At 71.3% G+C, this 26,514-nt stretch carries 24 protein-coding genes; 8 read left to right on the top strand and 16 right to left on the bottom strand.

The window, feature by feature from the left end; translation table 11 throughout:
* Window position 1: 1 nt before the first annotated feature.
* Window positions 2-1,159, bottom strand: a complete 1,158-nt coding sequence (pdhA, locus tag OG588_RS25420; RefSeq protein ID WP_405949292.1) for a pyruvate dehydrogenase (acetyl-transferring) E1 component subunit alpha — start codon at window positions 1,157-1,159, stop codon at window positions 2-4.
* Window positions 1,160-1,480: 321 nt separating this feature from the next.
* On the opposite strand from pdhA (OG588_RS25420), the gene OG588_RS25415 reads away from it, so the two are divergent.
* The 3 genes from OG588_RS25415 to OG588_RS25405 all read left to right on the top strand — a co-directional run bounded on the left by OG588_RS25415 (window position 1,481) and on the right by OG588_RS25405 (window position 3,760).
* Window positions 1,481-2,155: a response regulator gene (locus OG588_RS25415; RefSeq protein ID WP_405949291.1), complete on the top strand. Its 675-nt coding sequence runs from the start codon at window positions 1,481-1,483 to the stop codon at window positions 2,153-2,155.
* A gap of 49 nt (window positions 2,156-2,204) precedes the next feature.
* A complete protein-coding gene (locus OG588_RS25410; RefSeq protein WP_405949290.1) occupies window positions 2,205-2,642 on the top strand; it encodes a pyridoxamine 5'-phosphate oxidase family protein in 438 nt (145 codons plus the stop codon).
* A gap of 113 nt (window positions 2,643-2,755) precedes the next feature.
* Window positions 2,756-3,760 carry a phosphotransferase gene (locus OG588_RS25405; protein WP_405949289.1) on the top strand — a complete coding sequence of 335 codons (1,005 nt, stop codon included), beginning with the start codon at window positions 2,756-2,758 and terminating at the stop codon, window positions 3,758-3,760.
* 109 nt (window positions 3,761-3,869) lie between these two features.
* On the opposite strand, the gene OG588_RS25400 is transcribed toward OG588_RS25405, so the two are convergent.
* A complete protein-coding gene (locus OG588_RS25400) occupies window positions 3,870-5,441 on the bottom strand; it encodes a protein kinase domain-containing protein (RefSeq protein ID WP_405953207.1) in 1,572 nt (523 codons plus the stop codon).
* Between the two features lie 318 nt (window positions 5,442-5,759).
* Between OG588_RS25400 and OG588_RS25395 the strand changes: the two genes are divergently transcribed.
* The gene (locus tag OG588_RS25395; protein ID WP_405949288.1) at window positions 5,760-7,388 is read left to right on the top strand and encodes a protein kinase domain-containing protein; all 1,629 of its coding nucleotides are present in this window, start codon (window positions 5,760-5,762) and stop codon (window positions 7,386-7,388) included.
* Between the two features lie 101 nt (window positions 7,389-7,489).
* On the opposite strand, the gene OG588_RS25390 is transcribed toward OG588_RS25395, so the two are convergent.
* Window positions 7,490-8,029 (bottom strand): bacterial proteasome activator family protein, encoded by a 540-nt coding sequence (locus OG588_RS25390; protein WP_019055210.1) that lies wholly within the window; start codon window positions 8,027-8,029, stop codon window positions 7,490-7,492.
* Between the two features lie 161 nt (window positions 8,030-8,190).
* Here OG588_RS25390 and OG588_RS25385 point away from each other — a divergent pair, with 161 nt between their 5' ends.
* Entirely contained in the window at window positions 8,191-8,859 is a 669-nt protein-coding gene (locus OG588_RS25385) for a hypothetical protein (protein ID WP_405949287.1), read from the top strand.
* A 12-nt stretch (window positions 8,860-8,871) separates the two neighbouring features.
* On the opposite strand, the gene OG588_RS25380 is transcribed toward OG588_RS25385, so the two are convergent.
* The 7 genes from OG588_RS25380 to pdhA (OG588_RS25350) all read right to left on the bottom strand — a co-directional run bounded on the left by OG588_RS25380 (window position 8,872) and on the right by pdhA (OG588_RS25350) (window position 17,090).
* Window positions 8,872-9,852, bottom strand: a complete 981-nt coding sequence (locus OG588_RS25380) for an NAD(P)H-quinone oxidoreductase (RefSeq protein ID WP_405949286.1) — start codon at window positions 9,850-9,852, stop codon at window positions 8,872-8,874.
* Between the two features lie 72 nt (window positions 9,853-9,924).
* The gene (locus OG588_RS25375) at window positions 9,925-11,019 is read right to left on the bottom strand and encodes a potassium channel family protein (protein WP_405949285.1); all 1,095 of its coding nucleotides are present in this window, start codon (window positions 11,017-11,019) and stop codon (window positions 9,925-9,927) included.
* On the bottom strand, window positions 11,016-12,395 hold the full coding sequence (locus OG588_RS25370; RefSeq protein ID WP_405949284.1) for a molybdopterin molybdotransferase MoeA: 1,380 nt from the start codon (window positions 12,393-12,395) through the stop codon (window positions 11,016-11,018). The genes OG588_RS25375 and OG588_RS25370 overlap by 4 nt, the downstream gene beginning before the upstream one ends.
* Window positions 12,392-13,384, bottom strand: a complete 993-nt coding sequence (locus OG588_RS25365) for an NTP transferase domain-containing protein (protein WP_405953206.1) — start codon at window positions 13,382-13,384, stop codon at window positions 12,392-12,394. Before OG588_RS25365 ends, OG588_RS25370 begins: the two co-directional genes overlap by 4 nt.
* 177 nt (window positions 13,385-13,561) lie before the next feature.
* Window positions 13,562-14,953: a dihydrolipoamide acetyltransferase family protein gene (locus tag OG588_RS25360; RefSeq protein WP_405949283.1), complete on the bottom strand. Its 1,392-nt coding sequence runs from the start codon at window positions 14,951-14,953 to the stop codon at window positions 13,562-13,564.
* Window positions 14,953-15,957, bottom strand: coding sequence for an alpha-ketoacid dehydrogenase subunit beta (locus OG588_RS25355; protein ID WP_405949282.1), 1,005 nt, complete (start codon window positions 15,955-15,957; stop codon window positions 14,953-14,955). Before OG588_RS25355 ends, OG588_RS25360 begins: the two co-directional genes overlap by 1 nt.
* Window positions 15,957-17,090, bottom strand: a complete 1,134-nt coding sequence (gene pdhA / locus OG588_RS25350) for a pyruvate dehydrogenase (acetyl-transferring) E1 component subunit alpha (protein ID WP_405949281.1) — start codon at window positions 17,088-17,090, stop codon at window positions 15,957-15,959. Before pdhA (OG588_RS25350) ends, OG588_RS25355 begins: the two co-directional genes overlap by 1 nt.
* Window positions 17,091-17,264: 174 nt before the next feature.
* Between pdhA (OG588_RS25350) and OG588_RS25345 the strand changes: the two genes are divergently transcribed.
* Window positions 17,265-17,765, top strand: coding sequence for an Lrp/AsnC family transcriptional regulator (locus OG588_RS25345; protein ID WP_393033501.1), 501 nt, complete (start codon window positions 17,265-17,267; stop codon window positions 17,763-17,765).
* 22 nt (window positions 17,766-17,787) lie between these two features.
* Here OG588_RS25345 and OG588_RS25340 read toward each other — a convergent pair whose 3' ends face one another.
* Both OG588_RS25340 and OG588_RS25335 read right to left on the bottom strand, forming a co-directional pair.
* Window positions 17,788-18,378 carry a TetR/AcrR family transcriptional regulator gene (locus OG588_RS25340; RefSeq protein WP_393033504.1) on the bottom strand — a complete coding sequence of 197 codons (591 nt, stop codon included), beginning with the start codon at window positions 18,376-18,378 and terminating at the stop codon, window positions 17,788-17,790.
* Window positions 18,375-19,889 carry a 3-hydroxyacyl-CoA dehydrogenase gene (locus OG588_RS25335; RefSeq protein WP_405949280.1) on the bottom strand — a complete coding sequence of 505 codons (1,515 nt, stop codon included), beginning with the start codon at window positions 19,887-19,889 and terminating at the stop codon, window positions 18,375-18,377. The genes OG588_RS25340 and OG588_RS25335 overlap by 4 nt, the downstream gene beginning before the upstream one ends.
* 172 nt (window positions 19,890-20,061) lie before the next feature.
* Between OG588_RS25335 and paaN the strand changes: the two genes are divergently transcribed.
* The gene (paaN, locus tag OG588_RS25330) at window positions 20,062-21,753 is read left to right on the top strand and encodes a phenylacetic acid degradation protein PaaN (RefSeq protein ID WP_405949279.1); all 1,692 of its coding nucleotides are present in this window, start codon (window positions 20,062-20,064) and stop codon (window positions 21,751-21,753) included.
* 71 nt (window positions 21,754-21,824) lie between these two features.
* Here paaN and OG588_RS25325 read toward each other — a convergent pair whose 3' ends face one another.
* From OG588_RS25325 to OG588_RS25315, 3 genes are read right to left on the bottom strand one after another with little or no spacing between them, the layout of a single operon-like run.
* Window positions 21,825-22,568, bottom strand: a complete 744-nt coding sequence (locus tag OG588_RS25325) for a TrmH family RNA methyltransferase (RefSeq protein WP_405949278.1) — start codon at window positions 22,566-22,568, stop codon at window positions 21,825-21,827.
* Window positions 22,565-23,788 (bottom strand): HTTM domain-containing protein, encoded by a 1,224-nt coding sequence (locus OG588_RS25320; protein ID WP_405949277.1) that lies wholly within the window; start codon window positions 23,786-23,788, stop codon window positions 22,565-22,567. Before OG588_RS25320 ends, OG588_RS25325 begins: the two co-directional genes overlap by 4 nt.
* On the bottom strand, window positions 23,785-24,651 hold the full coding sequence (locus OG588_RS25315; RefSeq protein ID WP_405949276.1) for a DUF5819 family protein: 867 nt from the start codon (window positions 24,649-24,651) through the stop codon (window positions 23,785-23,787). Before OG588_RS25315 ends, OG588_RS25320 begins: the two co-directional genes overlap by 4 nt.
* 304 nt (window positions 24,652-24,955) lie before the next feature.
* On the opposite strand from OG588_RS25315, the gene OG588_RS25310 reads away from it, so the two are divergent.
* Window positions 24,956-26,089 (top strand): acyl-CoA dehydrogenase family protein, encoded by a 1,134-nt coding sequence (locus OG588_RS25310; RefSeq protein WP_405949275.1) that lies wholly within the window; start codon window positions 24,956-24,958, stop codon window positions 26,087-26,089.
* An 82-nt stretch (window positions 26,090-26,171) separates the two neighbouring features.
* Here OG588_RS25310 and OG588_RS25305 read toward each other — a convergent pair whose 3' ends face one another.
* Window positions 26,172-26,501, bottom strand: a complete 330-nt coding sequence (locus tag OG588_RS25305; RefSeq protein WP_043675918.1) for a rhodanese-like domain-containing protein — start codon at window positions 26,499-26,501, stop codon at window positions 26,172-26,174.
* Window positions 26,502-26,514: the final 13 nt, after the last annotated feature.

The following is a 26,514-nucleotide window of genomic DNA, read 5'->3' as shown; positions in this document are numbered from 1 at the left end:
GTCACTTACCCCCCTCTTCGTCCGCGAACGACGCCTGGTAGGCGGCGAACTGGGCCCTCTCCTCGTCGACGAGCGCGTGCCCGTCCGCGTACACGTGCTCGAAGATGGCGAACCGGTCCGGGTCCGGCATGGCACGGACCGCTTCGCGCACTCGCCTGCCCAACGCCTCGCTCTCCGTCTCCAGTTCCGCGAAAAATCCCTCATTCGCGTGGTTTGCGGCCTCCAGGTACCGGCGCAGGCGCAGGATCGGGTCCTTCGCCTCCCACGACTCGCGCTCCTCATCGGCCCGGTACTTGGTCGGGTCGTCGGAGGTGGTGTGCGCGCCCATGCGGTAGGTGTACGCCTCGACGAGCGTCGGGCCCTCGCCGTTGCGGGCCCGCTCCAGCGCCCACTTGGTGACGGCGAGACAGGCCAGGACGTCGTTGCCGTCGACGCGGACGCCCGGGAAGCCGTAGCCCTGTGCGCGCTGGTAGAGCGGGACGCGGGTCTGCTTCTCAGTGGGCTCGGAGATGGCCCACTGGTTGTTCTGGCAGAAGAACACGACCGGGGCGTTGTAGACCGCGGAGAAGGTGAACGACTCGGCGACGTCGCCCTGGCTGGAGGCGCCGTCCCCGAAGTACGCGATCACGGCGCTGTCGGCGCCGTCCATGGTCACGCCCATCGCGTAGCCCGTGGCGTGCAGCGTCTGGGAGCCGATGACGATCGTGTACAGGTGGAAGTTGTTGGTGTTCGGGTCCCAGCCGCCGTGGTTGACGCCCCGGAACATGCCCAGCAGGTTGGTCGGGTCGACCCCGCGGCACCAGGCGACGCCGTGCTCGCGGTAGGTCGGGAAGACGTAATCGTCCTCGCGGGTGGCCCGCCCGGAGCCGATCTGGGCCGCCTCCTGGCCGAGCAGCGAGGCCCACAGGCCCAGCTCGCCCTGGCGCTGCAGGGCGGTGGCCTCGGCGTCGAAGCGGCGCGTGAGCACCATGTCGCGGTACAGGCCGCGGAGCTCTTCGGAGGTGATGCCGGCGACGTACTTGTCGTACGGGGCGGTCTTGCTGTTCTTGACTCGCTTGCCCTCGGGCGTCAGCAGCTGGACGAGGTCCGGGTCGGCGCCCTTGGCCTTGCTTCCGGCGCTGCGTCGCGGCTTGCGCGGGGCAGTGCTCTCCACGGTCACGTGTGCTCCTCCGTCGGTCCGGCTCCCCGGGTTCGCCGGGTGCCAGTGCGGCTCACCTGCGCCCCACGGACGCACAGGGTGGGTGCGGTTCGTCGGGAACAGGCGTGACAGGTGCCCCGGCGAGCGCCCTGCAACAGGCACGTTACCCAGTGCTCCACAATTCTGTGAAACCCCTCCTGACCTGCGATTTTGCTTGGATTTCCAAGTAAATCGCGAAAGTCGGGAACAAGTCCTGGTCACAGCCTTGCAGGGGGCCGGAACAACGGCACGTTATCCCGCTCACCTCGGGCACGGGAAGAGCCCGTATGTGAGACTTACCGCGTGCCCGGAGACGGAAAAATCAGCGTATTTCTCCTCGACGACCATGAAGTGGTCCGGCGTGGCGTCCACGAGATGCTCTCGGTCGAGGACGACATCGAGGTGGTCGGCGAGGCCGGTACGGCGGCCGAGGCGCTGGCGCGGATTCCGGCCACGCACCCCGATGTGGCGATTCTGGACGTACGGCTCCCGGACGGCAGCGGGGTCGAGGTGTGCCGTGAGATCCGCGCCCTGGACGACTCCGTGAAGTGTCTGATGCTGACCTCCTTCTCGGACGACGAGGCTCTATTCGACGCGATCATGGCGGGTGCCTCCGGGTATGTCCTGAAGGCCATCCGGGGCGCCGAACTGCTGTCCGCCGTACGGGACGTGGCGGCCGGCAAGTCGCTGCTGGACCCGGTGGCGACCGCCCGGGTGCTGGAGCGGCTGCGCAACGGCGGCCCGCAGCAGGACGAGAAGTTCGACTCCCTCACCGACCAGGAGCGCAGGATCCTCGATCTGATCGGGGAGGGGCTCACCAACCGGGGGATCGGCGAGCGGCTGCACCTCGCGGAGAAGACCATCAAGAACTACGTGTCGAGTCTGCTTTCCAAACTCGGTATGGAGCGGCGCTCGCAGGCGGCGGCCTATGTGGCGCGGAAACAAGCACAGAAACAGGTCGAGCAGCAGCGTCATTAGGGACCAAAGACCCCTCCCCTGGGCATGCGGTCCGGCCGACAGTGTTCCTATGCCCCTCGACGCACAGCCCGGCGACGAACAGCTCGCCGTCGATCTGCTCGCGCGCACCGACCACGGCCGGGTCGCCACCACTCTGCGGGCGCTGCCCTTCCTGGCCTTCGCCAGCCACATCGTCCAGGACGGGCGGCTGCTGCTGCGTATGCCCAGGAGCCACGGCTACCACCACGCGTGCGTGGGCAGCGTCGTCGCCTACGGGGCCGACAATCTGGGCTCGGCCGGGGCGGGCGAGGGCCTGTGGTCCGTGCAGGTCGTGGGCGCGTGCGAGAGCTACGATCCGACGGCCGACCAGGTCGAACGTTTCGGCCCCGCTCCGGGCACGGTGGACGGTGAGCCGTACGAGCCGGTCTATCTGCGCATCGAGCCGCAGTTGAGCACCGTGCACACGACGGACGGCGGCCTGGAACGCCACTTCGGGCCCACCCTGTGACCGAAAGCGACCACCACGGACCGATCGGTGACTTTCTGTGACAAACAGCAGCTCACGGGCCCGTCCCGTGCCCTAGCATCGGCCGCGTGCCGCCCTTACGTGTACCACCCCCCGTGCCCCACGCGCCCCCGCTGGGCGCCCTCCTCCGCCAGTACGCCGCCGGGTCCGCCGTCACCTGCGAACCCGTCGAGCAGGGCCTGCTGAACCGCGGCTACCGGCTCCGCACGACCCAGGGCCGCTACTTCCTCAAGCACCACTTCGACCCCGAGACCGCGGACCCGGCGGCGATCGCCCGCCAGCACACCGCGACCCGGCGGCTGGCCGACCTCGGCGTCCCCGTGGCACCCCCGCTGCCCGCCCGCGACGGCCGTACGGTCGCCGTCGTCGGCGGTCACGCCTACGCCCTGCACCCCTGGATCGACGGCAGGCACCGCCACGGCGGCCAGTTGACCACCGTCCAGTGCGGGCGCCTCGGCGCGCTCCTGGGGGTCGTCCACGCGAGCCTGGAGCGGGTCATGCCGGGGCGCCGGGAGGAGTGCGCGCCGGGAGCCGACCCCGCCGACACCTTCGCCCTCATCGACGACCTCCTCGGGCACGTCCGCCGGCACCGGCCCGCCGACGCCTTCGACGAACTGGCCCGCCACCGGCTGCTGGAACGCCGGGAGCTGCTGGAACGGCACGCGGACCGACGCCCGCCGCGCGGTGCCTCCGTGGGGTGGACGCACGGGGACTTCCACCCGTTCAACCTGCTCTACAAGGGCGACGCCCCCGCCGCGATCGTCGACTGGGACCGGCTCGGCGTCCAGCCCCGCGCGGAGGAGGCCGTACGCGCCGCCGCGATCTTCTTCGTACGGCCTGACGGAGCCTTGGACCTGCCCAAGGTGCGGGCGTACGCCCACGCGTACCGGCGTTCCGCGCGCGCCACGCCCTCCGAACTCGCCGCCGCGGTGCACCGGGTGTGGTGGGAGCGGCTCAACGACTTCTGGATGCTGCGCTGGCACTACGAACGCGGCGACACCCGCGCGGACCCCCAGTTCCCGGCCGCGTCGGCGCTCGCCGTGTGGTGGACGCGGGAGTACGACGCGGTGTGCGAGGCGTTCGCGGAGGGCTCCCCCTAGAGACAGGCACCGGAATACCGGGACACCGATAAACGGCACGCGCGCGTGGACCCCTGTTTACGGGGTGCACGCGCGCGTGAGTGCTTCAGTGCCGGTGATCCAGGGCGGGTCAGCCGCTGCCCAGGGCGCCCGCGACGGTGCCGCCGTCGTCACCCCCGTCGTCACCGGTGCCGCCCGTGTCCGTCGGGTCCGCCGAGGTCGTCTCGGTCGGGGTGTCCGACGGCTCCTCGGAGGCCGTCGCGGACGGGGTGCTCGAAGGCCGCTCGGTGGCCGTCTCGGTCGGGGTGTACGACGGCGTCGGCGTCGGCGTGTACTGCGAACCGGAGCTCGTGCCGCTGTCGTCCGTGTCCGTGTCGGACGGCGAGGCGGTCGTGTCGTCGCTCGGCGTCTCGGTGGCCGTGTCGTCGGTCGCGGACTGCGAGGTGGTCGGCGACTGGGTGGTGCCCGAACCGCCGCTGCCGTTGCCGGTGGTGTTGAGCGCCAGCGCCACACCCGCCGCGATGGCGATCACCGCGAGCACGGCGAGGATCCACAGCTTGCCGCGGCCGTTGCCGTGGTTGCCGTGCCCCTCGAAACCGCCGTCGTCGCCGTTGCCGTAACCGCCCGGCAGGATCGGCTGCGGGATCTGCGTGGTGCCGGAGGAGTCGCCCTGGGGCATCACGGTCGTACCGGCGAAGCCCCCCGGAGGGGTGCCCTGCCCGTTCGCGACAGTCACGGGCCCGGTGTTCCAGGTGCCGGTGTGGCCGCCCTGGTCGTAGAGCATCTGGAGCCCGTACTGGACGAGTCCGCGCATCTCCTCGGCCGTCTGGAAACGGTCGTCCGGGTCCTTGGCGAGGGAGCGCATGACGAGGCCGTCGAGCTCCGGCGGGCAGACGCCGTTCGAGGTGTGGGACGGCGGGACCGGGATGTCCTGGACGTGCTGGTAGACCACCGACAGGGGTGTCTCGCCGGTGAACGGGGGCCGCAGCGCGAGGAGTTCGTAGAGGAGGCAGCCCGTCGCGTACAGGTCGGAGCGGTGGTCGACGGCCTTGCCGAGCGCCTGCTCCGGGGAGAGGTACTGGGGCGTGCCCATGACCATGCCGGTCTGCGTCATCGTCGTGGACGCCCCGTGCAGGGCACGCGCGATGCCGAAGTCCATGACCTTGACGGCGCCGTTGTGCGTGATGATCACGTTCGCGGGCTTGATGTCGCGGTGCACGATGCCGTGCTGGTGCGAGTAGGCGAGCGCCTCAAGCACCCCGGAGACGATGATCAGGGCCTGCTCGGGCCCGGGCGCCTCGGCGTTGAGGAGGAGGTCGCGGATCGTGCGGCCCTCGACGATCTCCATGACGATGTACGGCACCGACATGCCGCCCACGTAGTCCTCGCCGGAGTCGTACACGGCGACGATCGCGTGGTGGTTGAGGCCGGCCACCGACTGGGCCTCGCGTGTGAAGCGGGCCTTCGAGGTCGGGTCCTCGGCCAGGTCGGAACGGAGCAGCTTGACCGCGACCGTGCGTCCGAGCCGTACGTCCTCGGCCGCGAAAACCTCGGCCATACCGCCCCGGCCCAGTCTGTGGGTGAGCCGGTACCGGCCGTCGCCGACCAGTCCGCCGTTACCCCACAGCTCCGGTGCGTCCGACATTCCGCCGCCAGCCGCCTCGGGGTCGGACGGGCCCTGAGCGTGCTGCTGTGCCATCAGTCCTCGCCGTCGTTTCTGCCCGCGGTGCGCGCGGTGTTGTTACGGTCTCCGTCGGCCACGCTACAGGCTCGGCGCAAGCCGCCGTTCCGGGATCAGTGCCGGAATCGTCCGGAGACGGACCGGCCATCAAATCGGTATCACGGGCCGTCGTGCAAATTCTGTGTACCGCCGGTACAGCACCTGTAACGCTTCCACGACTCTTCTTTCGCGTACGGTCACGGATCGGGCACCGCGCTTGACGTGTCAGTGCCCTCCGGCAGACTTGGCCGGGAATGACGCATTCGATCACTGAGCCGGCGCCGATGGGGGACACGGGACATGAGCCAGGACGGCGCACAGGGCCGGTATGCGGGGCGCGCGCTCGCAGGTGGCCGCTACCAACTGCGCGACCTGCTCGGCGAGGGCGGCATGGCCTCGGTGCACCTGGCGTACGACTCGGTGCTCGACCGCCAGGTCGCGATCAAGACACTGCACACCGAACTCGGCCGGGAACAGGCCTTCCGCGAGCGCTTCCGCCGCGAGGCCCAGGCCGTGGCCAAGCTCACCCACACCAACATCGTCTCGGTCTTCGACACCGGCGAGGACGCCCTCGACGGCACGACGATGCCGTACATCGTCATGGAGTACGTCGAGGGCCGCCCGCTCGGCTCCGTACTCGACGAGGACGTACGGCAGTTCGGCGCGATGCCCACCGACAAGGCACTGAAGATCACCGCGGACGTGCTGGCCGCCCTCGACATCAGCCACGAGATGGGCCTGGTCCACCGGGACATCAAGCCGGGCAACGTGATGATGACCAAGCGCGGGGTCGTCAAGGTCATGGACTTCGGCATCGCGCGTGCCATGCAGTCCGGTGTCACCTCGATGACACAGACCGGCATGGTCGTCGGCACCCCGCAGTACCTCTCGCCGGAGCAGGCGCTCGGCCGGGGCGTGGACGCCCGCTCCGACCTGTACTCGGTCGGCATCATGCTGTTCCAACTGGTCACCGGGCGGCTGCCGTTCGACGCGGACTCGCCGCTGGCCATCGCGTACGCGCATGTGCAGGAGGAGCCGGTCGCGCCCTCCTCGATCAACCGTTCGCTGCCGCCGGCCGTGGACGCGCTGATCGCCCGCGCGCTGAAGAAGAACCCGAACGAGCGTTTCCCCAGCGCCGAGACCATGCGCGACGAGTGCCTGCGGGTCGCGGCCTCGCTGCACGCGGCGGCCCCGAGCATCGTGCCGGGCACGCCCTCGCAGAGCGGCGCGGGCGTCGGCTCCGCGGTCTTCCCGCCGGTCGACCAGGCGACCCCGGCCCCCACCGGCCCCGTACACACGCCGTACCAGCCGAACCCCTACGGCGGCACGCCCGCGCCCGCCCCGGCCTACGGCTATCCGCAGCAGGCGGGCTACCAGCCGCAGCCCTCGGTCGGGTTCGGGCAGCAGGGCATCTCGACCCCGCCGCCGTACAACCTGACCCCGCAGCATCCGACGCCGGCTTCCGGGGGAGGCGGCGGGAAGAACAACAAGCCGGTGATCATCGGCTCCGCGGTCGTCGCCGTCGTCGCGGTCGGCGCGCTGATCGTCGCCCTGTCGATGAACAACGGCGGCGATGACGACGCGAAGGGCAGCGACAGCAGCGCGAGCGCGAGCACCTCGGTGACCGCGGTCGAGGGGCACCGCGACGGCGACCAGACGAAGACGATCGCGACGACCGCCTGCAAGGAGCCCCAGGAGTCGTACAACGACCCCGCCAAGATCCAGATCCCGGACTTCCAGTTCAAATACATCAGCTCGGTCAAGTCCTGCCTGCAGGCCGCGGGCTGGAAGGTGAAGGTCAGGTCCGAGGACGAGAACACCTACGGACAGGGCACGGTCATGGAGCAGTTCCCGGCGGCCGGCACGGACGTGGACCCCAAGAACATGCCCCAGATCCAGCTGAACGTGTCGACGGGCAACCCGTCCTGACGTCGGAGAGCACTCCCTGGTGATGTGGAAGGGCCCGGCAGCATCGGCTGCCGGGCCCTTTGTCGTCGTGTCGGTACGGACTCGTGTGCGGGTCGGGGTTCCTACAGGTAGGGGCCGCCCACGCGGCCGCCGCCCGGCTGCCCCTCCTCGGCGCCGTCGCCGACGCCCGGCGGCAGGGCCCGGCGCATCTGCTCCAGCTGTGCCCGTGCGGCCATCTGCTGGGCGAACAGCGTGGTCTGGATCCCGTGGAAGAGCCCCTCCAGCCAGCCCACCAACTGGGCCTGCGAGATGCGCAGTTCCGCGTCGCTCGGCGTCACGTCGTCCGTGAACGGCAGCGACAGCCGCTCCAGCTCCTCCACCAGCTCGGGCGCCAGACCGTCCTCCAGCTCCTTCACGGAGCTGCGGTGGATCTGCTTGAGCCGAGCCCGGCTGGCTTCGTCGAGGGGAGCCGCACGCACCTCCTCGAGAAGCTGCTTGATCATGCTGCCGATCCGCATGACCTTGGCCGGCTGTTCCACCATCTCCGTCACCGGGATCTCGCGGGAGTCCTCGTCCCCGGTGCCACCGAGCGCCATCCCGTCCTGTCCCACGACCAGGATCTGAGGCTTCTCCGGTGACCTTTCGTTCCTCGGCATCTCCATGCCGCCATTCTCTCGCACTCGTACACCTCACCACCTGGGTGCCCCCCTCGAAGGGTGATCCACCGTTTCCGGTTGGCCGAACCCGGAGTGCCGGAGCGTCCACCCGGTGTGACGCTGAGTGCGTCGATCTTGCCGCCTCGGCTCGGGAGGGGGTCACGGACGTGACTCCATGGCTGCGTACAACCGGACTGCTGCTCGTGCTGGGCACGGGCGCGATGGTGAATCCGTGCGGGGGTGCTCCGGCGTACGGGGCTGTTCTGGCGTACGAGGCTGTTCCGGCGCGCGGGGTGGAGGCGGGGAGCGGTGCGGGCGCCGGTGGTGCCGGGGGTGGTCGGGTCGCGGTCGCAGGGCCCGCATCCCCATTCGCCTCGGCTACGGCTTCCGCTGCCGACTCCGCCTCCGCGTCCGCCTTGAGACCTGCTGCGGGTCCCGACGCCGCCCATGCCTCCCCCGATCCCTCCAGGGCCGGAAACCTCGCGGGCGAAGGGCGGGAACGGCCGGGACGTACCGCCGCGGAGCCGACCACCGACGAGGACGAAGGCGGAGATGCGGGCGAGGGCGATGACACAGCTGGGCCGACAGCGGACGGTGACGACGACGGGAGCCAGTCGGACAACCCCGGCAGCCCTACGCCCGCCGACTCCCCGTCCGCTCAGGAGGCCGACCCCGTGCCGACCTCCCCGCCCCTCCAGCCCCTGCACCACACCGTCACCCACGCCGAGGACCCCACCGAGCCCGTGCTGCGGATCCTGCCGCTGGGCAGCGGCCTGATCCTCATCGGGCTCGGCCTGGGCCTCGCCTTCATCGCCCTCCGGGTGCGCCGTAGCTAGGAGCTGCCGGGTCTACGGCGCGACGAGCAGCACCTTTCCGATGTGCCCGCTGTCCTCCAGCACCTGGTGCGCGGTCCCGGCCTCGCTCATCGGCAGTTCCCGGTCGACGACCGGCCGGATGCGACCGCCCTCGATCAACGGCCACACGTGTTCGCGTACGGCGGCGACGATGGCCGCCTTCTCGCCGAGCGGGCGGGCCCGCAACGAGGTCGCGCTGATCGCGGCCCGCTTGCCGAGAAGGGCCGCGATGTTCAGCTCGGCCTTGATGCCGCCCTGCATCCCGATGATCGCGAGCCGTCCGTTGACGGCGAGGGCCTGGACGTTGCGGTCCAGGTACTTGGCGCCCATGTTGTCGAGGATGACGTCGGCGCCCGCGCCGCCGGTGGCCCGCTCGATCTCGGCGACGAAGTCCTGCTCGCGGTAGTTGATGAGGATGTCGGCGCCCAACTCGGCGCAGTAGTCGAGCTTTTCCTTGCTGCCGGCGGTGACGGCGACCGTCGCGCCGACGGCCTTGGCGAGCTGGATCGCCATGGTGCCGATGCCGCTGGAACCGCCGTGCACGAGGAGCGTCTCGGTGGGGCGGAGGTGGGCGACCATGAAGACGTTCGACCAGACCGTGCAGACCACCTCGGGCAGCGCCGCGGCCTGCTTCAGGTCGAGGCCGGCGGGCACCGGCAGCAGCTGCCCGGCCGGAACGGCGACCTTCTCGGCGTAACCGCCACCCGCGAGCAGCGCACACACCTCGTCGCCGACCGACCAGCCGGAGACCCCGGGGCCGATCTCGGTGATCCGGCCGGAGCATTCGAGGCCGAGGTAGGGGGAGGCGCCGGGCGGCGGGTTGTAGAAGCCCTGGCGCTGCATGATGTCGGCCCGGTTGACCGCGCTGGCCACCACCTCGACCAGTACCTCGCCCTCACCGGCGACCGGATCGGGGACCTCGCCCCACACCAGCGCCTCGGGCCCACCAGGTTCGGAAATCGTGATCGCATGCATGAGCCCGACGCTACTCCTCGTCATACGACCGACCACCGAAGGCGGGTCACGGCGACTACACGCGAAGGTGGGTCACTGCGGCAACGGCCGGGTGTCCGGCGCAATCTGCGAACCCGGCGAGACCCGCACGATGGTGATGAGCCGGTCGGTCAGTTGAAGCGTCCCGATGGCCGGATCGTCGTAGCCGAGCACCCGGTGTCCGCGGACGACGCTCACCACCAGGTCGTCCGTGTCACGCGGCGACTTGCCGACCTCGGCCTTTATGACCGGGCGTTCGGTCATGTCGAGGCCGCTGCCCTGCTGGATGAGGTCCTCCATGACCATGCCGGCGGCGGGGCTGAGCACGGACAGGCCGAGGAGGCGGCCGGCCGCGCTGGCGCTGGTGATGACGGCGTCGGCGCCGGACTGCTTGAGCAGCGGCGCGTTCTCCTCCTCGCGGACCGCGGCGACGATCTTCGCGCCGCGGTTGAGCTGCCGGGCCGTGAGGGTCACCAGCACGGCCGTGTCGTCGCGCTGGGTGGCGATGATGATCTGCCGGGCCTTGTGCACCTCGGCACGCTTCAGGACCTCGCTGCGGGTGGCGTCCCCGACGACACCGACGTATCCCTCGCTGCTCGCCGCCTCGATCGCCTTGCCGCTGGGGTCGACCACGACGACCTGTTCCTTCTTCAGCCCGGTCGCGCACACGGTCTGGATCGCGGACCGCCCCTTCGTCCCGAAACCGATGACGACGGTGTGATCCCGCAAGGTGGACCTCCAGCGGTTCAAGCGCCATTCCTCCCGGGTGCGTTCGGTGAGGACCTCAAGGGTGGTGCCGACGAGGACGATCAGGAAGAACACGCGTAGCGGCGTGACGACAAGGATGTTGGTGAGCCGGGCGCCGTCGCTGACCGGGGTGATGTCGCCGTAGCCGGTGGTCGAGAGGGTGACCGTCGCGTAGTAGAAGGCGTCGAGGAAGTCGACCGAGCCGTCCGAGTTGTCGTTGTAGCCCTCGTGATCGGCATAGACGATCAACGCGGTCGCGACGAGCAGGAACAGCGCGATGGAGAGCCGCTTCGCGACCTGCTGGAAGGGGTGCTCGACCACTTTCCTCGGGAGTTCCACCCGATGGGTCACGAGATGTTCGTCCGCCTGGCGGGCGATCGCATCATGGCCCGATTGTTTCACGTGAAACACACCCCGATCCCGGCGGCCGCCCAGGGCAGATCGATGAGCTCCGCCTGCTGCCCCTGCCGCGCACCACCCGGCGGTACGACCGCGAGCGCGTCGGCGCCCGCGATCCCGCGCAGCATGGCCGGGCCGTTGTAGTGCAGCGGCACGGCAGAGTCGCCGCGCAGCACGGCGGGGATGAGCCGGGTGTCGTACGGATGCCCGTGCACCGCGTCCTGGAGGGGCAGCGCGTACGGCTCCGGGGCGGGGTGTTCCGACAGGGTCCGCAGCAGCGGTTCGGCGAGGGTGAGCAGGCCGGAGATCGCGGCAAGTGGGTTGCCGGGCAGGCCGACGAGGTGCTGGTCGTCCTTGAGGCGGGCCAGCAGCATGGGGTGGCCGGGGCGGACCTTGACGCCGTCCACGAGGAGCTCGGCGCCGATACGGCGCAGGGTGGGATGGACGTGGTCGACCGGGCCGGAGGCGGTGCCGCCGGTGGTGACGATGAGGTCGGCGGTGCTGCCCGTGATGGCCTTGTGCAGGACTTTCTCGTCGTCGCGGAGGCGGCGGACGGCGGTGACCTCGGCGCCGAGCGCGCGCAGCCAGGACGGCAGCATCGGGCCGAGGGCGTCCCGGATGAACCCGTCCCGGGGCAATCCCTCGGTCAGCAACTCGTCGCCCAGGATGAGGACTTCGACCCGGGGGCGGGGTACGACGGTGAGCGTGTCGTACCCGGCGGCCGCGGCGAGGCCGAGCACCGCCGGGGTCACCAGGGTGCCGCCGGGCAGCAGTTGGTCGCCGCTGCGGCACTCCTGGCCGCGCGGGCGGATGTCCTGACCGTGCCCGACGTCCCGGGCCGCATGGAGGCGGCCCTTGTCGTCGGTGCGGCCGTGTTCGCTGCGGATGACGGCGGTGGCGTCGGCGGGGACCCGGGCACCGGTCGCGATCCGCACGGCCTCGCCGTCGCTGAGCGGCTCCGACTCCGCGTGCCCGGCGAGCACCCCGTCCTCCCGTACGGCCCAGGGGCCGGGGCCCGCGACCGCCCAGCCGTCCATCGCCGAGGTGTCGAACGAGGGCAGGTCGCTCAGGGCGACGAGCGGCGCGGCCAGGACCAGGCCGAGCGCGGAGTCGAGGGTCACGGAGACGGGGGCGCGGCGGGTGCCGGTGCGGGCGGCGCGGCCGGCGATGGCGCGGGCCTCGGGCCAGGGGGTGGCCTTGTGCTGGTCGGTGTCGGGCTTGCGAAGGGTCCCGGGGGTCTGAGGTGTGCCCTGCGGTGAGGGCAGGGCGGGGTCGCCGGAGCCGGTGCTGCCTTCGTTCACGAGGGCGAGGACCTCCTCGACGTCGAGATCCTCGGCGTCCTGGGCGTGCTCGCCGGCGTGAATACCGCGCGCGGTCATCCGGCGGTGTCCGGACCGGGGGCGGACGCGGGGGCGTCGGCGTCGGCCTTGGCAGCGGATGCGGCGTCGGACGGGGCATCGGCCTTTGTGTCGGCCTTGGCGTCGGACGGGGCTTCCGGGGTGTCCTCGTCGGCCCAGCGCAGCGCGAGGGCCACGGCCTTGCGGGCCGCCTCGGCGACCGCCTCCGGGCCGCCCTTGCCCTGCGCCGCCGCGTAACCGACCAGGAAGGTGGTCAGCGGTGCGGCGGGCCTGGCCACTCCGTGGGCGGCGTCGCGGGCGAGGTCGAGCAGGATGCCGGTGTCGACGTCCAGGTCGATGCCCAGTTCGTCCTTGACTGCGGAAATCCATTCATCCAACACGTGCCCATGCTCCCTGATGCGTGCCCTGGCGGTGGCGAGGTCGTCCCAGGTGTCGCAGTCGAAGGACGCGACGCGGTCGGGGACGCGGGTGAGTTCGAGCGCGCCGGTCAGCCGGCGCAGGGGCAGCCCGGTGAGGCCGCCGTGCTCGGTGGTGAGTGCGGTCAGCTCTCGGCGGAGCGCCGACGCGCGGTACGCGCCCACCAGCGGCTGGTCCCGCCCGTCGGCGTCGGTGAGCAGCACCCCTTCCGCGCCGCTGCTCCACAGGACGGTCAACAGCCGCCGCACGGTGGCCACTTCGAGAAACGGGAGGTCGGCCGAGAGGACCACGACGACCTCGGCGGTGGTGTGCCGCAGGCCGGCGTCGAGCGCGGCGACCGGACCCGCGCCGGGCGGTTCCTCACGCGCCCAGCGCACCGTCCGGGCGGTGGGCCTCGGGTCGGCCACGACGACCGTGGTCCCGGCGTCGGCACAGGCGCCGAGCACCCGGTCGAGCAGGGCGCGGCCGCCCACGCGCAGGCCGGGCTTGTCGACACCGCCGAGCCGCCGGGCGGCGCCTCCGGCGAGGACGATGGCGTCGTGAGGGATGTCGGGGGAGGTTTCGGGCGGGATGTCGGGGTCGGCACCGGGCAGCGCGTCGGGGTCGGCACCGGACGGACCGAGCACGGCGACAGCGGCACCCGAGGCGGAGCCGCCCGCACTCCGCGCGGAGCCGGTGGCAGCGCCGGGGGCGTCGGAGGGCTCGTACGCGGTCACCCCCCGAGTATGCGTCCCGCCCTGATCACAGGGAACTCGCCCGCGCCGCCGTGATCACAGGTTGCGCAGCAGTACTGCCGGCTGTTCCACACAGTCCGCCACATACCGCAGGAAACCGCCCGCTGTGCCGCCGTCGCACACCCGGTGGTCGAAGGTGAGCGAGAGCTGGACGACCTGCCGTACCGCCAACTCGCCCTCGTGCACCCAGGGTTTGGGGACGATACGGCCGACCCCGAGCATGGCCGCCTCGGGGTGGTTGATGATCGGCGTGGAACCGTCGACGCCGAACACCCCGTAGTTGTTCAGCGTGAAGGTGCCGCCGGTGAGATCGGCGGGCGTGAGTGCCCCGGTCCGGGCAGCCTCGGTGAGCCGGGCGAACTCCGCGCTCAGCGCCTCCGTGCCGCGCACGTGCGCGTCCCTCACGACGGGCACGACCAGCCCGCGCTCGGTCTGCGCGGCGAAGCCGAGGTGGACCCGGTCGAACCTGATGACCTCCCTCGCGTCCATGTCCACGCTGGAGTTGAGCTCGGGGAACCGGGTCAGCGCGGCCGTGCAGATCCTGGCGAGGAGCGCCAGTACGGAGATCTTGGGGCCACCGGCGGCGTTCATGGCCGCGCGGGTGCGCATCAACTCCGTCGCGTCGGCGTCCACCCAACAGGTCGCGTCGGGGATCTCCCGGCGACTGCGCGAGAGCTTGTCGGCCACAGCGCCGCGGATGCCGCGGAGGGGGGTGCGGGTGACTCCGTCGATGTCGGTCGTGGTCGTGGCCGTGGTCGTGGTCGTGGGGAGCGTGGCCGGGGGGAGAAGAGTCGCTTCCTGTGTGGTCGCCTCCAGGGTCGCCGCCGCGCGGAGCGCCTGCTCGACGTCCGCCCGGAGGATCAGCCCGTCCCGTCCGGAACCCGTCAACTGCCGCAGTTCCAGGCCGTTCTCACGCGCGAGTCGTCGCACGAGGGGAGAGATCACGGGTACGGGACCGTCGTCGCGACCGCGGGTCTCAGCGGCAGGGGCAGGAGTAGCGGCGGGGGCGTCCGCCACCGACGTCACGACATCCGCCGCCATCCGCCGTACTCTCCGCCGCCGCGCCGGAGGCGCCCCCGTGCCGTAGCCCACCAGCACGTTCCCGGAACCCTCGGTCTCGGCGCCGGTGTCGGTGTCGGTGTCGGTGTCGGTGTCGGTGTCGGTGTCGGTGTCGGCGGTGGGTGAGCCCACCGCGACCGTCAACAGCGGGGAGCCCACGGGCAGTTCCGTGCCCTCCTCGCCGAAGCGGGCGGTGACGACACCGCCGTAGGGACACGGCACCTCGACCATCGCCTTGGCCGTCTCGACCTCGACGACCGGCTGGTCGATGGCGACGACGTCGCCGACCTCGACCAGCCAGCGCACGATCTCCGCCTCGGTGAGGCCCTCGCCGAGGTCGGGGAGCTTGAACTCCAGTACCTGAGCCATCAGTTGTCCGCCTCCCACTGGAGCCGACCCACGGCGTCCAGGATCCGGTCGACGCCCGGCAGATGGTGCCGCTCCAGCATCGGCGGCGGATACGGGATGTCGAACCCGGCGACACGCAGCACCGGCGCCTCCAGGTGGTGGAAGCAGCGCTCGGTGACGCGGGCCGCGATCTCGCCGCCCGGGCCGCCGTAGCCGCCCGACTCGTGGACGACGAGGGCGCGGCCGGTGCGCCGTACGGACGCGCAGACCGTCTCGTCGTCGAACGGGACCAGGGAGCGCAGGTCGACGACTTCGAGGTCCCAGCCCTCGGCCCGGGCCGCCTCGGCGGCTTCCAGGCAGACGGGCAGGGACGGGCCGTAGGTGATGAGCGTGGCGCTGCGGCCGGGGCGGCGGACGACCGCGCGGCCGATCGGGTCGACGGGGGTCGGCTCGTCGGGGTTCCAGGTGTCCTTCGACCAGTACAGGCGCTTGGGTTCCAGGAAGACGACGGGGTCGTCGGAGGCGATGGAGGCGCGCAGCAGGCCGTAGGCGTCGGCGACGGTCGCGGGGGTGACGACGTGCAGGCCCGGGGTCGCCATGTAGTAGGCCTCGGAGGAGTCGCTGTGGTGCTCGACGCCGCCGATGCCGCCGCCGTAGGGGACGCGGATGGTGATCGGGAGGGGCATGGCGCCGCGGGTGCGGTTGCGCATGCGGGAGACGTGGCTGATCAGTTGCTCGAACGCCGGGTAGGCGAAGGCGTCGAACTGCATCTCCACGACCGGGCGCAGGCCGTACATCGCCATGCCGACGGCCGTGCCGAGGATGCCCGCCTCGGCGATGGGGGTGTCTGTGCAGCGGTCCTCGCCGAACTCCTTGGCGAGTCCGTCGGTGACCCGGAAGACGCCGCCGAGGGGGCCGACGTCCTCGCCCATGACGTGCACAGTGGGGTCGGCGGCCATGGCGTCGCGGAGCGCGCGCGTGAGGGCCTGCGCCATGGTGGCCGGTTTGAGGGCGACGGTGGTCATCAGTGCGTCCCCTCCCGCTCGGCCGCGAGCTCCGCCGCCAACTGCTCGCGCTGTTCGCGCAGTTGGGGGGTGAGCTCGGCATACACGTCGGCGAACAGGTCCATGGGGTCGAGCACCGGGTCCTGGTTCATGTGCGCGCGCAGCTCGGCGGCCATGGTCTCGGCGGCGTCGCGCGCTGCCTGGATGCCGTCCTCGTCGATGAGTCCGCGCTCGGTGAGTTCGTGCTCCAGGAGGGCGATGGGGTCGTGGGCGCGCCAGGCCTCGACCTCGGCGTCGCCCCGGTAGCGGGTCGCGTCGTCGGCGTTGGTGTGGGCGTCGATGCGGTACGTGATGGCCTCGACGAGCGTGGGACCGCCGCCCTCGCGCGCGTGCCGTACGGCGTCGGCGAGGACCTCGTGCACCGCGACCGCGTCGTTGCCGTCGACCAGGCGGCCGGGCATGCCGTAGCCGACGGCCTTGTGGGCCAGGGAGGGGGCCGCGGTCTGCTTGGCGAGCGGGACGGAGATCGCGAAGCCGTTGTTCTGGACGAGGAAGACGACCGGGGCCTGCCAGACGGCGGCGAAGTTCAGCGCCTCGTGGAAGTCGCCCTCGCTGGTGCCGCCGTCGCCGACCAGGGCGAGCGCGACCACGTCGTCGCCCTTGAGCCGGGCCGCGTGGGCGAGGCCGACGGCGTGCGGGAGTTGGGTGGCGAGGGGGGTGGTCAGGGGGGCGATGCGGTGCTCGCGCGGGTCGTAGCCGGTGTGCCAGTCGCCGCGCAGCAGGGTGAGGGCCTGCACGGGGTCGAGGCCGCGGGCGACGGCGGCGAGGGTGTCGCGGTAGCTGGGGAAGAGCCAGTCCTGCTCCTGGAGGACCAGCGCGGCGGCGACCTCGCAGGCCTCCTGGCCGGTGGTGGAGGGGTACACGGCGAGCCGGCCCTGCTTGGTGAGGGCGGTGGCCTGCGCGTTGAACCGGCGGCCGCGCACCAGCTCGGCGTACAGCCGGCGCAGCAGCCCGGGGTCGGCCTGCGCGGCCGCCTCGGTGCCGAGCACGCGGTACGGCGCGGCGTCGGGCAGCAGCGGCGCGGGGTCCGTGCGCGGCTGCCAGGCGGGCGGCGGTGTGGGCCGGTACGCGCCCCGCTGCTCCATGACCGTCATGACGGCACCTCCTCGGGGGAGTGGCTCGGAGAGGCGCGTCGGACGTGCCGCGCCTCCCTACCGATTGTTCGGTTGTCGGCACATTTTGGCTACAGGCACCTCCAGGCTGTGGACAAACGGTTCTCCACAACCTGAAATGAACGCAGTACGTCCATGGTAGGGAGGCGGGGGGACATGGCACCTGAACAAATGGCCGAAGGCCCGGAGGCGGGCAACGCCCTGCCGCCCGCGCGCCCGCTCGACGCCATCGATCAGGACATCCTGCGGATGCTCCAGGCGGACGGCCGCGCGTCGATAAGGTCGGTCGCCGAACGGGTGCACGTCTCGCGCGCCAACGCCTACGCGCGTATCAACCGGCTCATCGAGGACGGCGTCATCCGCGGCTTCGGCGCCCGGGTCGACCACGAACGCGCGGGTCAGGGCACGTCCGCGTACATCACCCTGAAGATCGTGCAGAACTCCTGGCGCACGGTCCGCGAACAGCTGCGACTGCTCCCGGGGGCCTCGCACATCGCGCAGGTGGGCGGGGACTTCGACGTCCTGCTGCTGGTGCACACCCTGGACAACCGGTCGCTGCGCGAGCTGGTCCTCGACCGGCTCCAGGCGATCCCCGAGGTGCTCAGCACGCGCACCCTGCTGGTCTTCGAGGAGGAGGACCTGGAGCCCCAGAGCTGACCCGCCGGGTCGGGTCCGCGGCCTAGGCCTGGTTGCGCAGTCCGGAGAAGACCAACTGGGCCACCGCGTCGGTCACTTCGCGCTCGCCCATGCCCCGCCCGTCGGGCCGGTACCACTCCACGATGGAGTTGATCATCCCGAAGACGAGCCGGGTCGCGAGCCGTACCTCCACGTCACCGCGCACATCGCCGTCGGCCGCCGCGGCCTTCAGCAGATCGGCCACCCGGTGGTCGAAGTCGCGGCGCCGCTCCAGCGCCCACCGCTCGGCGTCGGTGTTGCCGCGCACGCGCAGCAGCAGCGTCACGTACGGCAGCTCGGAGGTCAGCACCTCGACCATCCGCCGTACGACGTACTCCAGCCGCTCGACGGCACGCCCCACGCGCGCGTGCTCCTCGTCGAGGATCCCGAAGAGGCCGTCCAGGGCGCGGCTGACCGCGCGGCGGAGCAGTTCCTCCTTGCCGGTGACGTGGTGGTAGATCGACGACTTGGAGATACCGGCCGCCTTGGCGAGGTGCTCCATGGAGGTGCCGTCGTAGCCGCGCTCGATGAAGACCTGGACGGCGACGGAGAGCAGGGTCTCCGGGGTGTACGTGTCGCGCTTGGCGGTGGTCATGGGGTGCCCTCCCGCTTCTCGGTGGCGTACGCGTGGCGGTAGAGCGCCAGGGACGGCGCGTACCGTCCCGACGGATCACGCAGGTGCAGGTCGTCCAGGAGGTCGTAGGCCCAGCTTCGGCCGAGCCTGCGGCTCCATTCGAACGGACCCAGAGGGTAGTTGACACCCAGGCGCATCGCGGTGTCGATGTCCTCCTCGGTGGCGACGCCCTTGGCGACGGCGTCGTGCGCCAGGTCGACGATCCGGGCCACCGTGCGGGCGACGATCATGCCGGGGGCGTCCCCTACGACGCTGACGTTCTTGCCGAGCGCCTGGAAGAGGCCGGTCGCCTCGGAGAGGGTCTGTGACGCGGTGTCCTGGGAGACGGACAGGGCGATACGGCCGGCCCTGCGGTAGTCGAGGGCGAGGTCGAAGTAGACGACGTCCCGGAACTCGACGGAGGTCTGCCCGTCGGCGAGCGCCAGTTGACCACCACCGGGCAGCACCATGCGGGTGCCGTGGTCCTCTTCCTCCTCGCGGACGACGATGCCCGCCTCGCGGATCAGCGCGACCAGCTCGGCCGCGGGGCCCATGTCGCCCTCGACGACGACGTAGGCGGGCGCCTGGGCCGGTTCGGCGGTGTGCGGCTCGGGCAGCTCGGCGTCGTCCCCGTGGTCGTACCAGCCCTGTCCGGTCTTGCGGCCGAGGCGGCCGGACTCGACCAGGCGCCGCTGGGCCAGCGAGGGTGTGAAGCGCACGTCCTGGAAGAAGGCCTGCCACACGGAGTGGGTGACGGATTCGTTGACGTCCTGCCCGATGAGGTCGGTCAGTTCGAAGGCGCCCATCTTGAAGCCGCCGGACTCGCGCAGGACGGCGTCGATGGTGGCCGGGTCGGCGGCCTGTGCCTCGTAGGCCGCGAAGGCCTCGGCGTAGAAGGGCCGGGCGATGCGGTTGACGATGAAACCGGGGGTGTCGGCGCAGGCGACGGGTGTCTTGCCCCAGGCGCGGGACATCTCGTACGCGCGCGTGGCCGACGTGACGTCGGTGGCGAACCCGGAGACGACCTCGACGAGCGGCAGCAGCGGGGCCGGGTTGAAGAAGTGCAGGCCCACGAAGCGCCCGGGATTGCGCAGGGCGGCGCCGATGGCCGTCACCGACAGGGACGAGGTGTTGGTGGCGAGCAGACAGTCCTCGCCGACGATGTCCTCCAGGTCCCGCATCAGCTGCTGTTTGACGTCCAGCCGCTCCAGGACGGCCTCGACGACCAGGGTGCAGTCCGCGAGGTCGGTCAGCGCCTCGGCGGGCAGGAGACGGGCGCGTGCGGCGTCCCGGTCGGCGGCGGAGAGCCGGTCCTTCTCGACGAGCCGGTCGAGCCGGGCGCCGATCGCGTCGGTCGCTTCCCGGGCCCGTCCCGGGACGGCGTCGTACAGCCGTACGACATGGCCCGCGGTCAGCGCGACCTGGGCGATGCCCTGACCCATGGTGCCGGTGCCGACGACGGCCACGGGGCTGCTGAGGTCGAGTGCTGTCATGTGCGCGATCCTCCCGCACGGGGTTTTCCACAGATGCGGCGGACCCCCTTGTCCCGACCGATCGTTCGGTTACTCTAACTCTGACTGCCTGTTTCCGCCCCTGATCCTTTCCCTGTTCCCGCCCAGGTCATGAGCTCGCAGACGAGTTCTTGAAACGAGGAGTTGGTCCCGCATGGCCGCCGAACCGTCCGCGCACGAGCTGATCGACCGCCACCGGCCCACACTCGACCAGGCGCTCGAAGCGATCCGCACGCGCGCGTACTGGTCCCCCCACCCCGAACACCCGAAGGCCTACGGCGAGCACGGCAGCCTGGACGCGGCGGCGGGCAAGGCCGCCTTCGACGTCCTCCTGGGCACCCGCCTCGACCTCGGCCAGCCCGGCACGGACGACTGGGTGGGCGGCGAAGTGTCGCCGTACGGCGTCGAGTTGGGCGTGACGTACCCGCACGCGGACCTCGACGTCCTGCTGCCGGCCATGCGCGCCGGGCAGCGGGCGTGGCGGGACGCGGGCGCGGAGACGCGTGCCGTGGTCTCCATCGAGATCCTCAAGCGGATCAGCGACCGGACGCACGAGTTCGCGCACGCGGTCATGCACACCAGCGGCCAGGCCTTCATGATGGCGTTCCAGGCGGGCGGCCCGCACGCCCAGGACCGCGGTCTGGAGGCGGTGGCGTACGCGTACGCGGAGCAGGTCCGCACGCCCGCCGTCGCGGAGTGGACCAAGCCCCAGGGCAAGCGCGACCCCCTGGTGATGAACAAGGAGTTCACGCCGGTGCCGCGCGGGACCGCCCTGGTCATCGGCTGCAACACCTTCCCCACGTGGAACGGCTATCCGGGCCTGTTCGCCTCCCTCGCCACCGGCAACGCGGTCCTGGTGAAGCCCCACCCGCGCGCGGTGCTGCCGCTCGCGCTCACCGTGCAGATCGCGCGCGAGGTGCTCACCGAGGCGGGCTTCGACCCGAACCTGGTGGCGCTGGCCGCCGAGCGTCCCGGTGAGGGCATCGCCAAGACGCTGGCCACCCGCCCCGAGATCCGGATCATCGACTACACGGGCTCGACGGGCTTCGGTGACTGGCTGGAGGCCAACGCCCGCCAGGCGCAGGTCTACACGGAGAAGGCCGGCGTCAACACGGTCGTCGTGGAGTCCACCGACGACTACAAGGGGATGCTGTCCAACCTGGCGTTCTCCCTGTCGCTGTACAGCGGCCAGATGTGCACGACCCCGCAGAACCTGCTGATCCCCCGGGACGGCATCACCACCGACCAGGGCCCCAAGTCCTACGACGAGGTCGTCGCCGACCTCGCACGGTCCGTGGACGGTCTCCTCGGTGACGACGCGCGCGCGAACGGTCTGCTGGGTGCGCTGGTCAACCCGGACGTGAAGGCCCGCCTGGAGGCTGCGGCTGGCCTGGGTGAAGTCGCCCTCGCCTCACGGGAGATCAGCAACCCGGAGTTCCCGGACGCGGTCGTCCGTACGCCGGTGATCGTGAAGCTGGACGGGGCCAAGCCGGACGACGAGGCCGCCTACATGAGCGAGTGCTTCGGGCCGGTTTCCTTCGCCGTCGCGGTCGACTCGGCGTCCGACGCGGTGGAGTTGCTGCGGCGGACGGTGCGGGAGAAGGGGGCGATGACTGTTGGGGCGTACACGACTGACGCCGGGGTTGAAGCTGCGGTTGAGGAGGTCTGCCTTGAGGAGGCGGCGCAGTTGTCGCTGAATCTGACGGGTGGGGTGTTCGTCAATCAGACTGCCGCGTTCTCTGACTTCCACGGGTCTGGTGGCAACCCTGCTGCCAACGCTGCCCTGTGTGATGGGGCGTTCGTCGCCAACCGGTTCCGGGTTGTTGAGGTTCGTCGGGACGCCTAAGAGCTCGGGGGGTGCGGTTGTTGTGCGGCTGACGGTTCGTTGTGGCTTGTCGCGCCGTTCCCCGCGCCCCTTCAGGGCGATGTAGTGCTCCAGTGGTACAGGGTCATCGCCACGCTCGTCGCCAGGTTGTAGCTGGAGACCTGGGGGCGCATCGGCAAGGCCACCAAGTGGTCGGTACGCGCGCGTAGTTCGGTCGACAGGCCGCTGCGCTCCGAACCGAAGGCCAGGACGGCGTCGTCCGGGAGCTTCAGGGACCGGATGTCGTCGCCCTCCGGGTCGAGGGCGAACACCGGGCCGGACGGCAGCTCGTCGATCGTCAGGCGCTCCACGGCGGTCGCGTAGTGCAGGCCCGCCCCGGCGCGCACGACCGTCGGATGCCAGGGGTCGAGCGTCCCGGTGGTGACCACCCCGGTCGCCCCGAAACCGGCGGCAAGGCGGATCACGGCGCCCGCGTTGCCCAGGTTGCGCGGGTTGTCGAGGACGATCACGGGTGCGCTGCGGGGCGTGTGTCCGAGCTTCTGGAGATTGGCCTCGCGCGCGGGGCGTACGGCCAGGGCGGCCACCGCCGTGGGGTGGGGGCGCGGCACGAAGGACCGGTACGTGTTCTCCGGGACCTCTGTCAGCAGCGCGTCCAGGGTGTCCCGTACGTCGGGGGCCAGTTCGGCGGCGAGGGTGAGGGCCGCTTCCCGGTCCGTGGTGACCGCCAGCGGGACCTCGGCTCCGAAGCGCAGCGCGTGCTTGAGGGCGTGGAAGCCGTCGAGCAGCACGGAGGTCTCGGCGAGCCGGTGCCAGGCGGCTGCGGCGGGGTCGGTCATGCCGGGAAGCCTACGTGGCTGTGCTCGGGGTTCTCCGGGGCACGCGGCTCCCCCGGATCCCCGTCCGGCACCGTAGGGCCGCCCCGCGCGAACAGCCGCCCACGCGCGCGTGCCACCAACCCGCCCAGTCTCCGCAGGAACGACGTCGGCAGGAAGACCGCGTCCGTCGCGATCATCGCCAGGGAGAAGAACGGCAGCCCCAGGAGCACGGCGATCACCGCGTGCTCGGTCATCATCAGGGCCAACAGGACGTTCTTGACGCGCCGGTTGAAGAGCGTGAACGGGAAGGCGACCTGGACGATCACCGTCCCGTAGGTCACCAGCATGACCATCGTGCCGCTGCCGGCCAGCAGGTCGGCGAGGGCGGGCCAGGGGGAGAAGTAGTCGAGGTGGAGCGGGTAGTAGACGGCGGTGCCGTCCTGCCAGCGGGAACCCTGGATCTTGTACCAGCCGGCCGTCGCGTAGATCAGACAGGCCTCGCTCGCGATCACGAACAGCGCGCCGTTGTGGATCACGTTCGCGACGATGTCGAGCAGCACCCGGGGCTCGTACGACTTCGCGTACCGCCCGATGGCCCACCACAGGGCCTGCGCCAGCCAGACGCCCCACAGGAGCGCGGGCACGAACCAGTCGCTGTCGAACCGGTCCCCCGCGGTCACCGCGACGAGCGCCGCGCCGAGCACGACCCACAGGACGGGCCCGGCCCGGTCGGGAATCCGCTCCCCACGCGCGCGTGCGTCCCGTGTGCGGGCGGCCCGGCGCGCGTCGAGGGACCAGACCTGGCCGCAACGGGTGAACACCAGGTACAGGGACATCAGGTGCAGGACGTTGTCGCCGCCGTCGCCCATGAAGACGCTGCGGTTCTGCAGCGAGAGCACGCCGACCATGAAGAGCACGGACATCGTGCGGGTGCGCCAGCCCAGCAGCAGCAGGACGCTCGCCAGCACGGCCAGCGCGTACACCGTCTCGAACCAGAACTGCCCGTCCCACCACATCAGGGCGGTGAACGCGCCGTTGTCCGCGATCAGTTGGCGGGCCAGGTCCCAGTTCCACGGTCCGTCGGGGCCGTAGAGCTCCTGGCGGTGGGGCAGTTCGCGGAGCAGGAACAGCAGCCAGGTGCCGGCGAAGCCGATGCGGATGACGGCGCTCTGGTAGGGACCGAGGGCCGCCTCGGTGACGCGGGCGATGCCTCGGGAGACCGAGGCTCCGAAATCGTTCACCGGACGCCTCCCGCGGCCTCGTCCGCCGGGACCGGCCACCAGGGCAGCAGGCGGTACTGAGGGGTGGTCGACACCTGCTCGTCACTCCACTCGGGCGGGGGCACGTTGGTCGTACGGGAGCGGACCTGGACGCGCTGGACGACGCCGCCCTGCCCGCCCGCCGCGTCGTCCCGGTCCAGGCGCAGCACGACGATGCGCCGCAGATACGTCTCCGCGAGCGTGCCGCGCAGGCCGATCGGGCGGTTGGAGCTGTCGTGCGTGGCGGTGAGGAAGTCCCAGGCCCGGCGCAGCTCGTTCTGCTCGGTGTGGCTCGGCAGCAGATTGCCGTCGATGGCCGCGCCGTCCTCGGCCGACAGGTCGTACCAGCCGGTCGTACGGGTCGTACCGTCCGCGGTTCGGACATCGGCGCGCACCTGGACCTCGATGTTCTGCTGCAACGGGTTCGGCGCAAACAGCTTCCAGTTCTGCTCGAACTCCGGGTAGATCCACTCGTCGATCGCCTTGCCGTGCTGCTTCGTCACTGTGTTCGACGGCGCGACGTGCAGGAACACCATCCCGAGATGGACCAGCGCGGCCACCGCTACGACGGCGACCGCCAGCGCGGCGCCGACCTGGTAGCGCAGGGACAGCGCGCCGACTCCGATACGGGCGTCGGGGTGCGCGGGGTCGGCGGTGGGGGCGTCCGCGGGGTCGTAGGGCGGCTGCGGCTGCGGTGGTGACTGCGGCTCGGGCGGAGGCGGGGGTGGGGACGGGGGTGGGGACAGCTGCGCGGGCTGCTGGGCGGGCACGTGCGGCCCCTCGGGGGCGGCAGGCTCCCGCGGCCTCTCCTCGGAGGCGTTCGAGCGTCCGTCGTTCGCGTCCATTCCTCCCCGTTCCCGCTTCCCGTCCGGCTTCGGCCGCCCCGCGTCGCACGGAACGGTACTCAGGCACACGCCCTGGGCACAGTCCTGTGCCGCACCGCCACGCATGTTGTCCACAACGGCTGCTCGCAGGTTATCCACAGCCGTTGACGTCCCGCCTCAGCGCATATCACCATCAAGCAGGCAGACGGAACGATCAGTGGGCAGGGAGCGCCCGACCGACCGTTCCCTTCTTCTAGAACCTGTTCTATCTTGACGCTCCGTCAGATCAGATCAGGTCGTACTGGGTGCGGGGAGGGCAGGGACCGTGGACTTCACCTTCAGCGAGGAGCAGCAGGCGGCGGCCGAGGCGGCGGCGGGGGTGTTCGCCGATGTCGCGCCGGACGGTGTGCCCAGTCCGGCCGACACCACGGGCGCCGTGGCCGACGACTTCGACCGCGCGCTGTGGGCCAGGCTCGCCGAGGCGGACCTGCTGAGCCTGCTGCTCGACGAGGCGTACGGCGGCGCGGGGCTGGACGCGATCGCCCTGTGCCTGGTGCTGCGGGAGTCCGCGAAGGTGCTGGCCAGAGTGCCGCTCCTCGAGAGCAGCGCGGCCGCGGCGACCGTACAGGCCTACGGCGGGGAGGAGTTGAGGTCCGCCCTGCTCGCCCGGGCCGGCCGCGGCGACCTCGTGCTGACCGTCGCCGCGCACGGCCGCACCGGTCACGACCCGGCCGAACTCGCCGTGACGGCACGGCGGGACGGTGACCGCTGGGTGCTGGACGGGGTGCAGACGGCGGTGCCCTGGGCGCACAACGCGGACCTGGTCGTCGTACCGGCGCACACGGACGCCGACCGGACCGTCCTCGCGCTGGTCGCCCCGGACCGCGAAGGGGTCGTCCTCGCCGAGCAGATATCCACCACGGGCGAGCGGCTCGCCGAACTGCGCCTGGATTCCGTGCCGATCGCGCGGGTCGACGTCATCGACGCCGACGGCGCCTGGGAGTGGCTGCGCGATCTGCTGACCGCCGGCACCTGCGCGCAGGCCCTCGGACTCGGCACCGCCGTCCTGCGTATGACCAGCGAATACACCGGCAAGCGCGAGCAGTTCGGGTTCCCCGTCGCGACCTTCCAGGCCGTCGCCGTACAGACCGCCGACCGCTACATCGACCTGCGCGCGATGGAGGCCACCCTCTGGCAGGCCGCGTGGCGGATCTCCTCGGGGGCATCGGGCACCCTGCCCGCCGCCGCGGACCTGGCCGTGGCGAAGATCTGGGCCTCGGAGGGGGTACGACGGGTCGTGCAGACCGCGCAGCATCTGCACGGCGGGTTCGGCGCCGACACCGAATACCCCCTGCACCGGTACCACGCCTGGGCCAAGCACCTGGAACTGTCGCTCGGCCCGGCGGCGGCACACGAGGAGGCGTTGGGGGATCTGCTGGCGGCCCATCCGCTGGGCTGAACTCCGCCCGCGCCAAACGCAGTTGCGGCTACAGCTACAGCTACAGCTACAGCTACAGCTACAGCTACAGCTACAGCTACAGCTACAGCACGAACCCCGGCTGGCCCTCGTCCGTGACGACGGGTCGGCCCGCGGCCGCCCACACCTGCATGCCGCCGTCGACGTTCACGGCGTCGATGCCCTGCTGGGCCAGGTACATCGTGACCTGGGCCGAACGCCCGCCGGAGCGGCAGATCACATGGACCCTGCCGTCCTGCGGCGCCGCCTCGGTCAACTCGCCGTACCGGGCCACGAATTCACTGATGGGGATGTGCAACGCCCCCGTGGCGTGACCCGCCTGCCACTCGTCGTCCTCGCGGACGTCCAGCAGGAAGTCGCCGTCCTTGAGGTCGCCGACCTCGACCGTGGGCACACCAGCTCCGAAA

Source organism: Streptomyces prunicolor (assembly GCF_045162825.1).
GTDB lineage: Bacteria > Actinomycetota > Actinomycetes > Streptomycetales > Streptomycetaceae > Streptomyces > Streptomyces prunicolor.
Note: the sequence above shows the minus strand (reverse complement) of the source record. Positions and strands in the feature narration are given on the sequence as shown.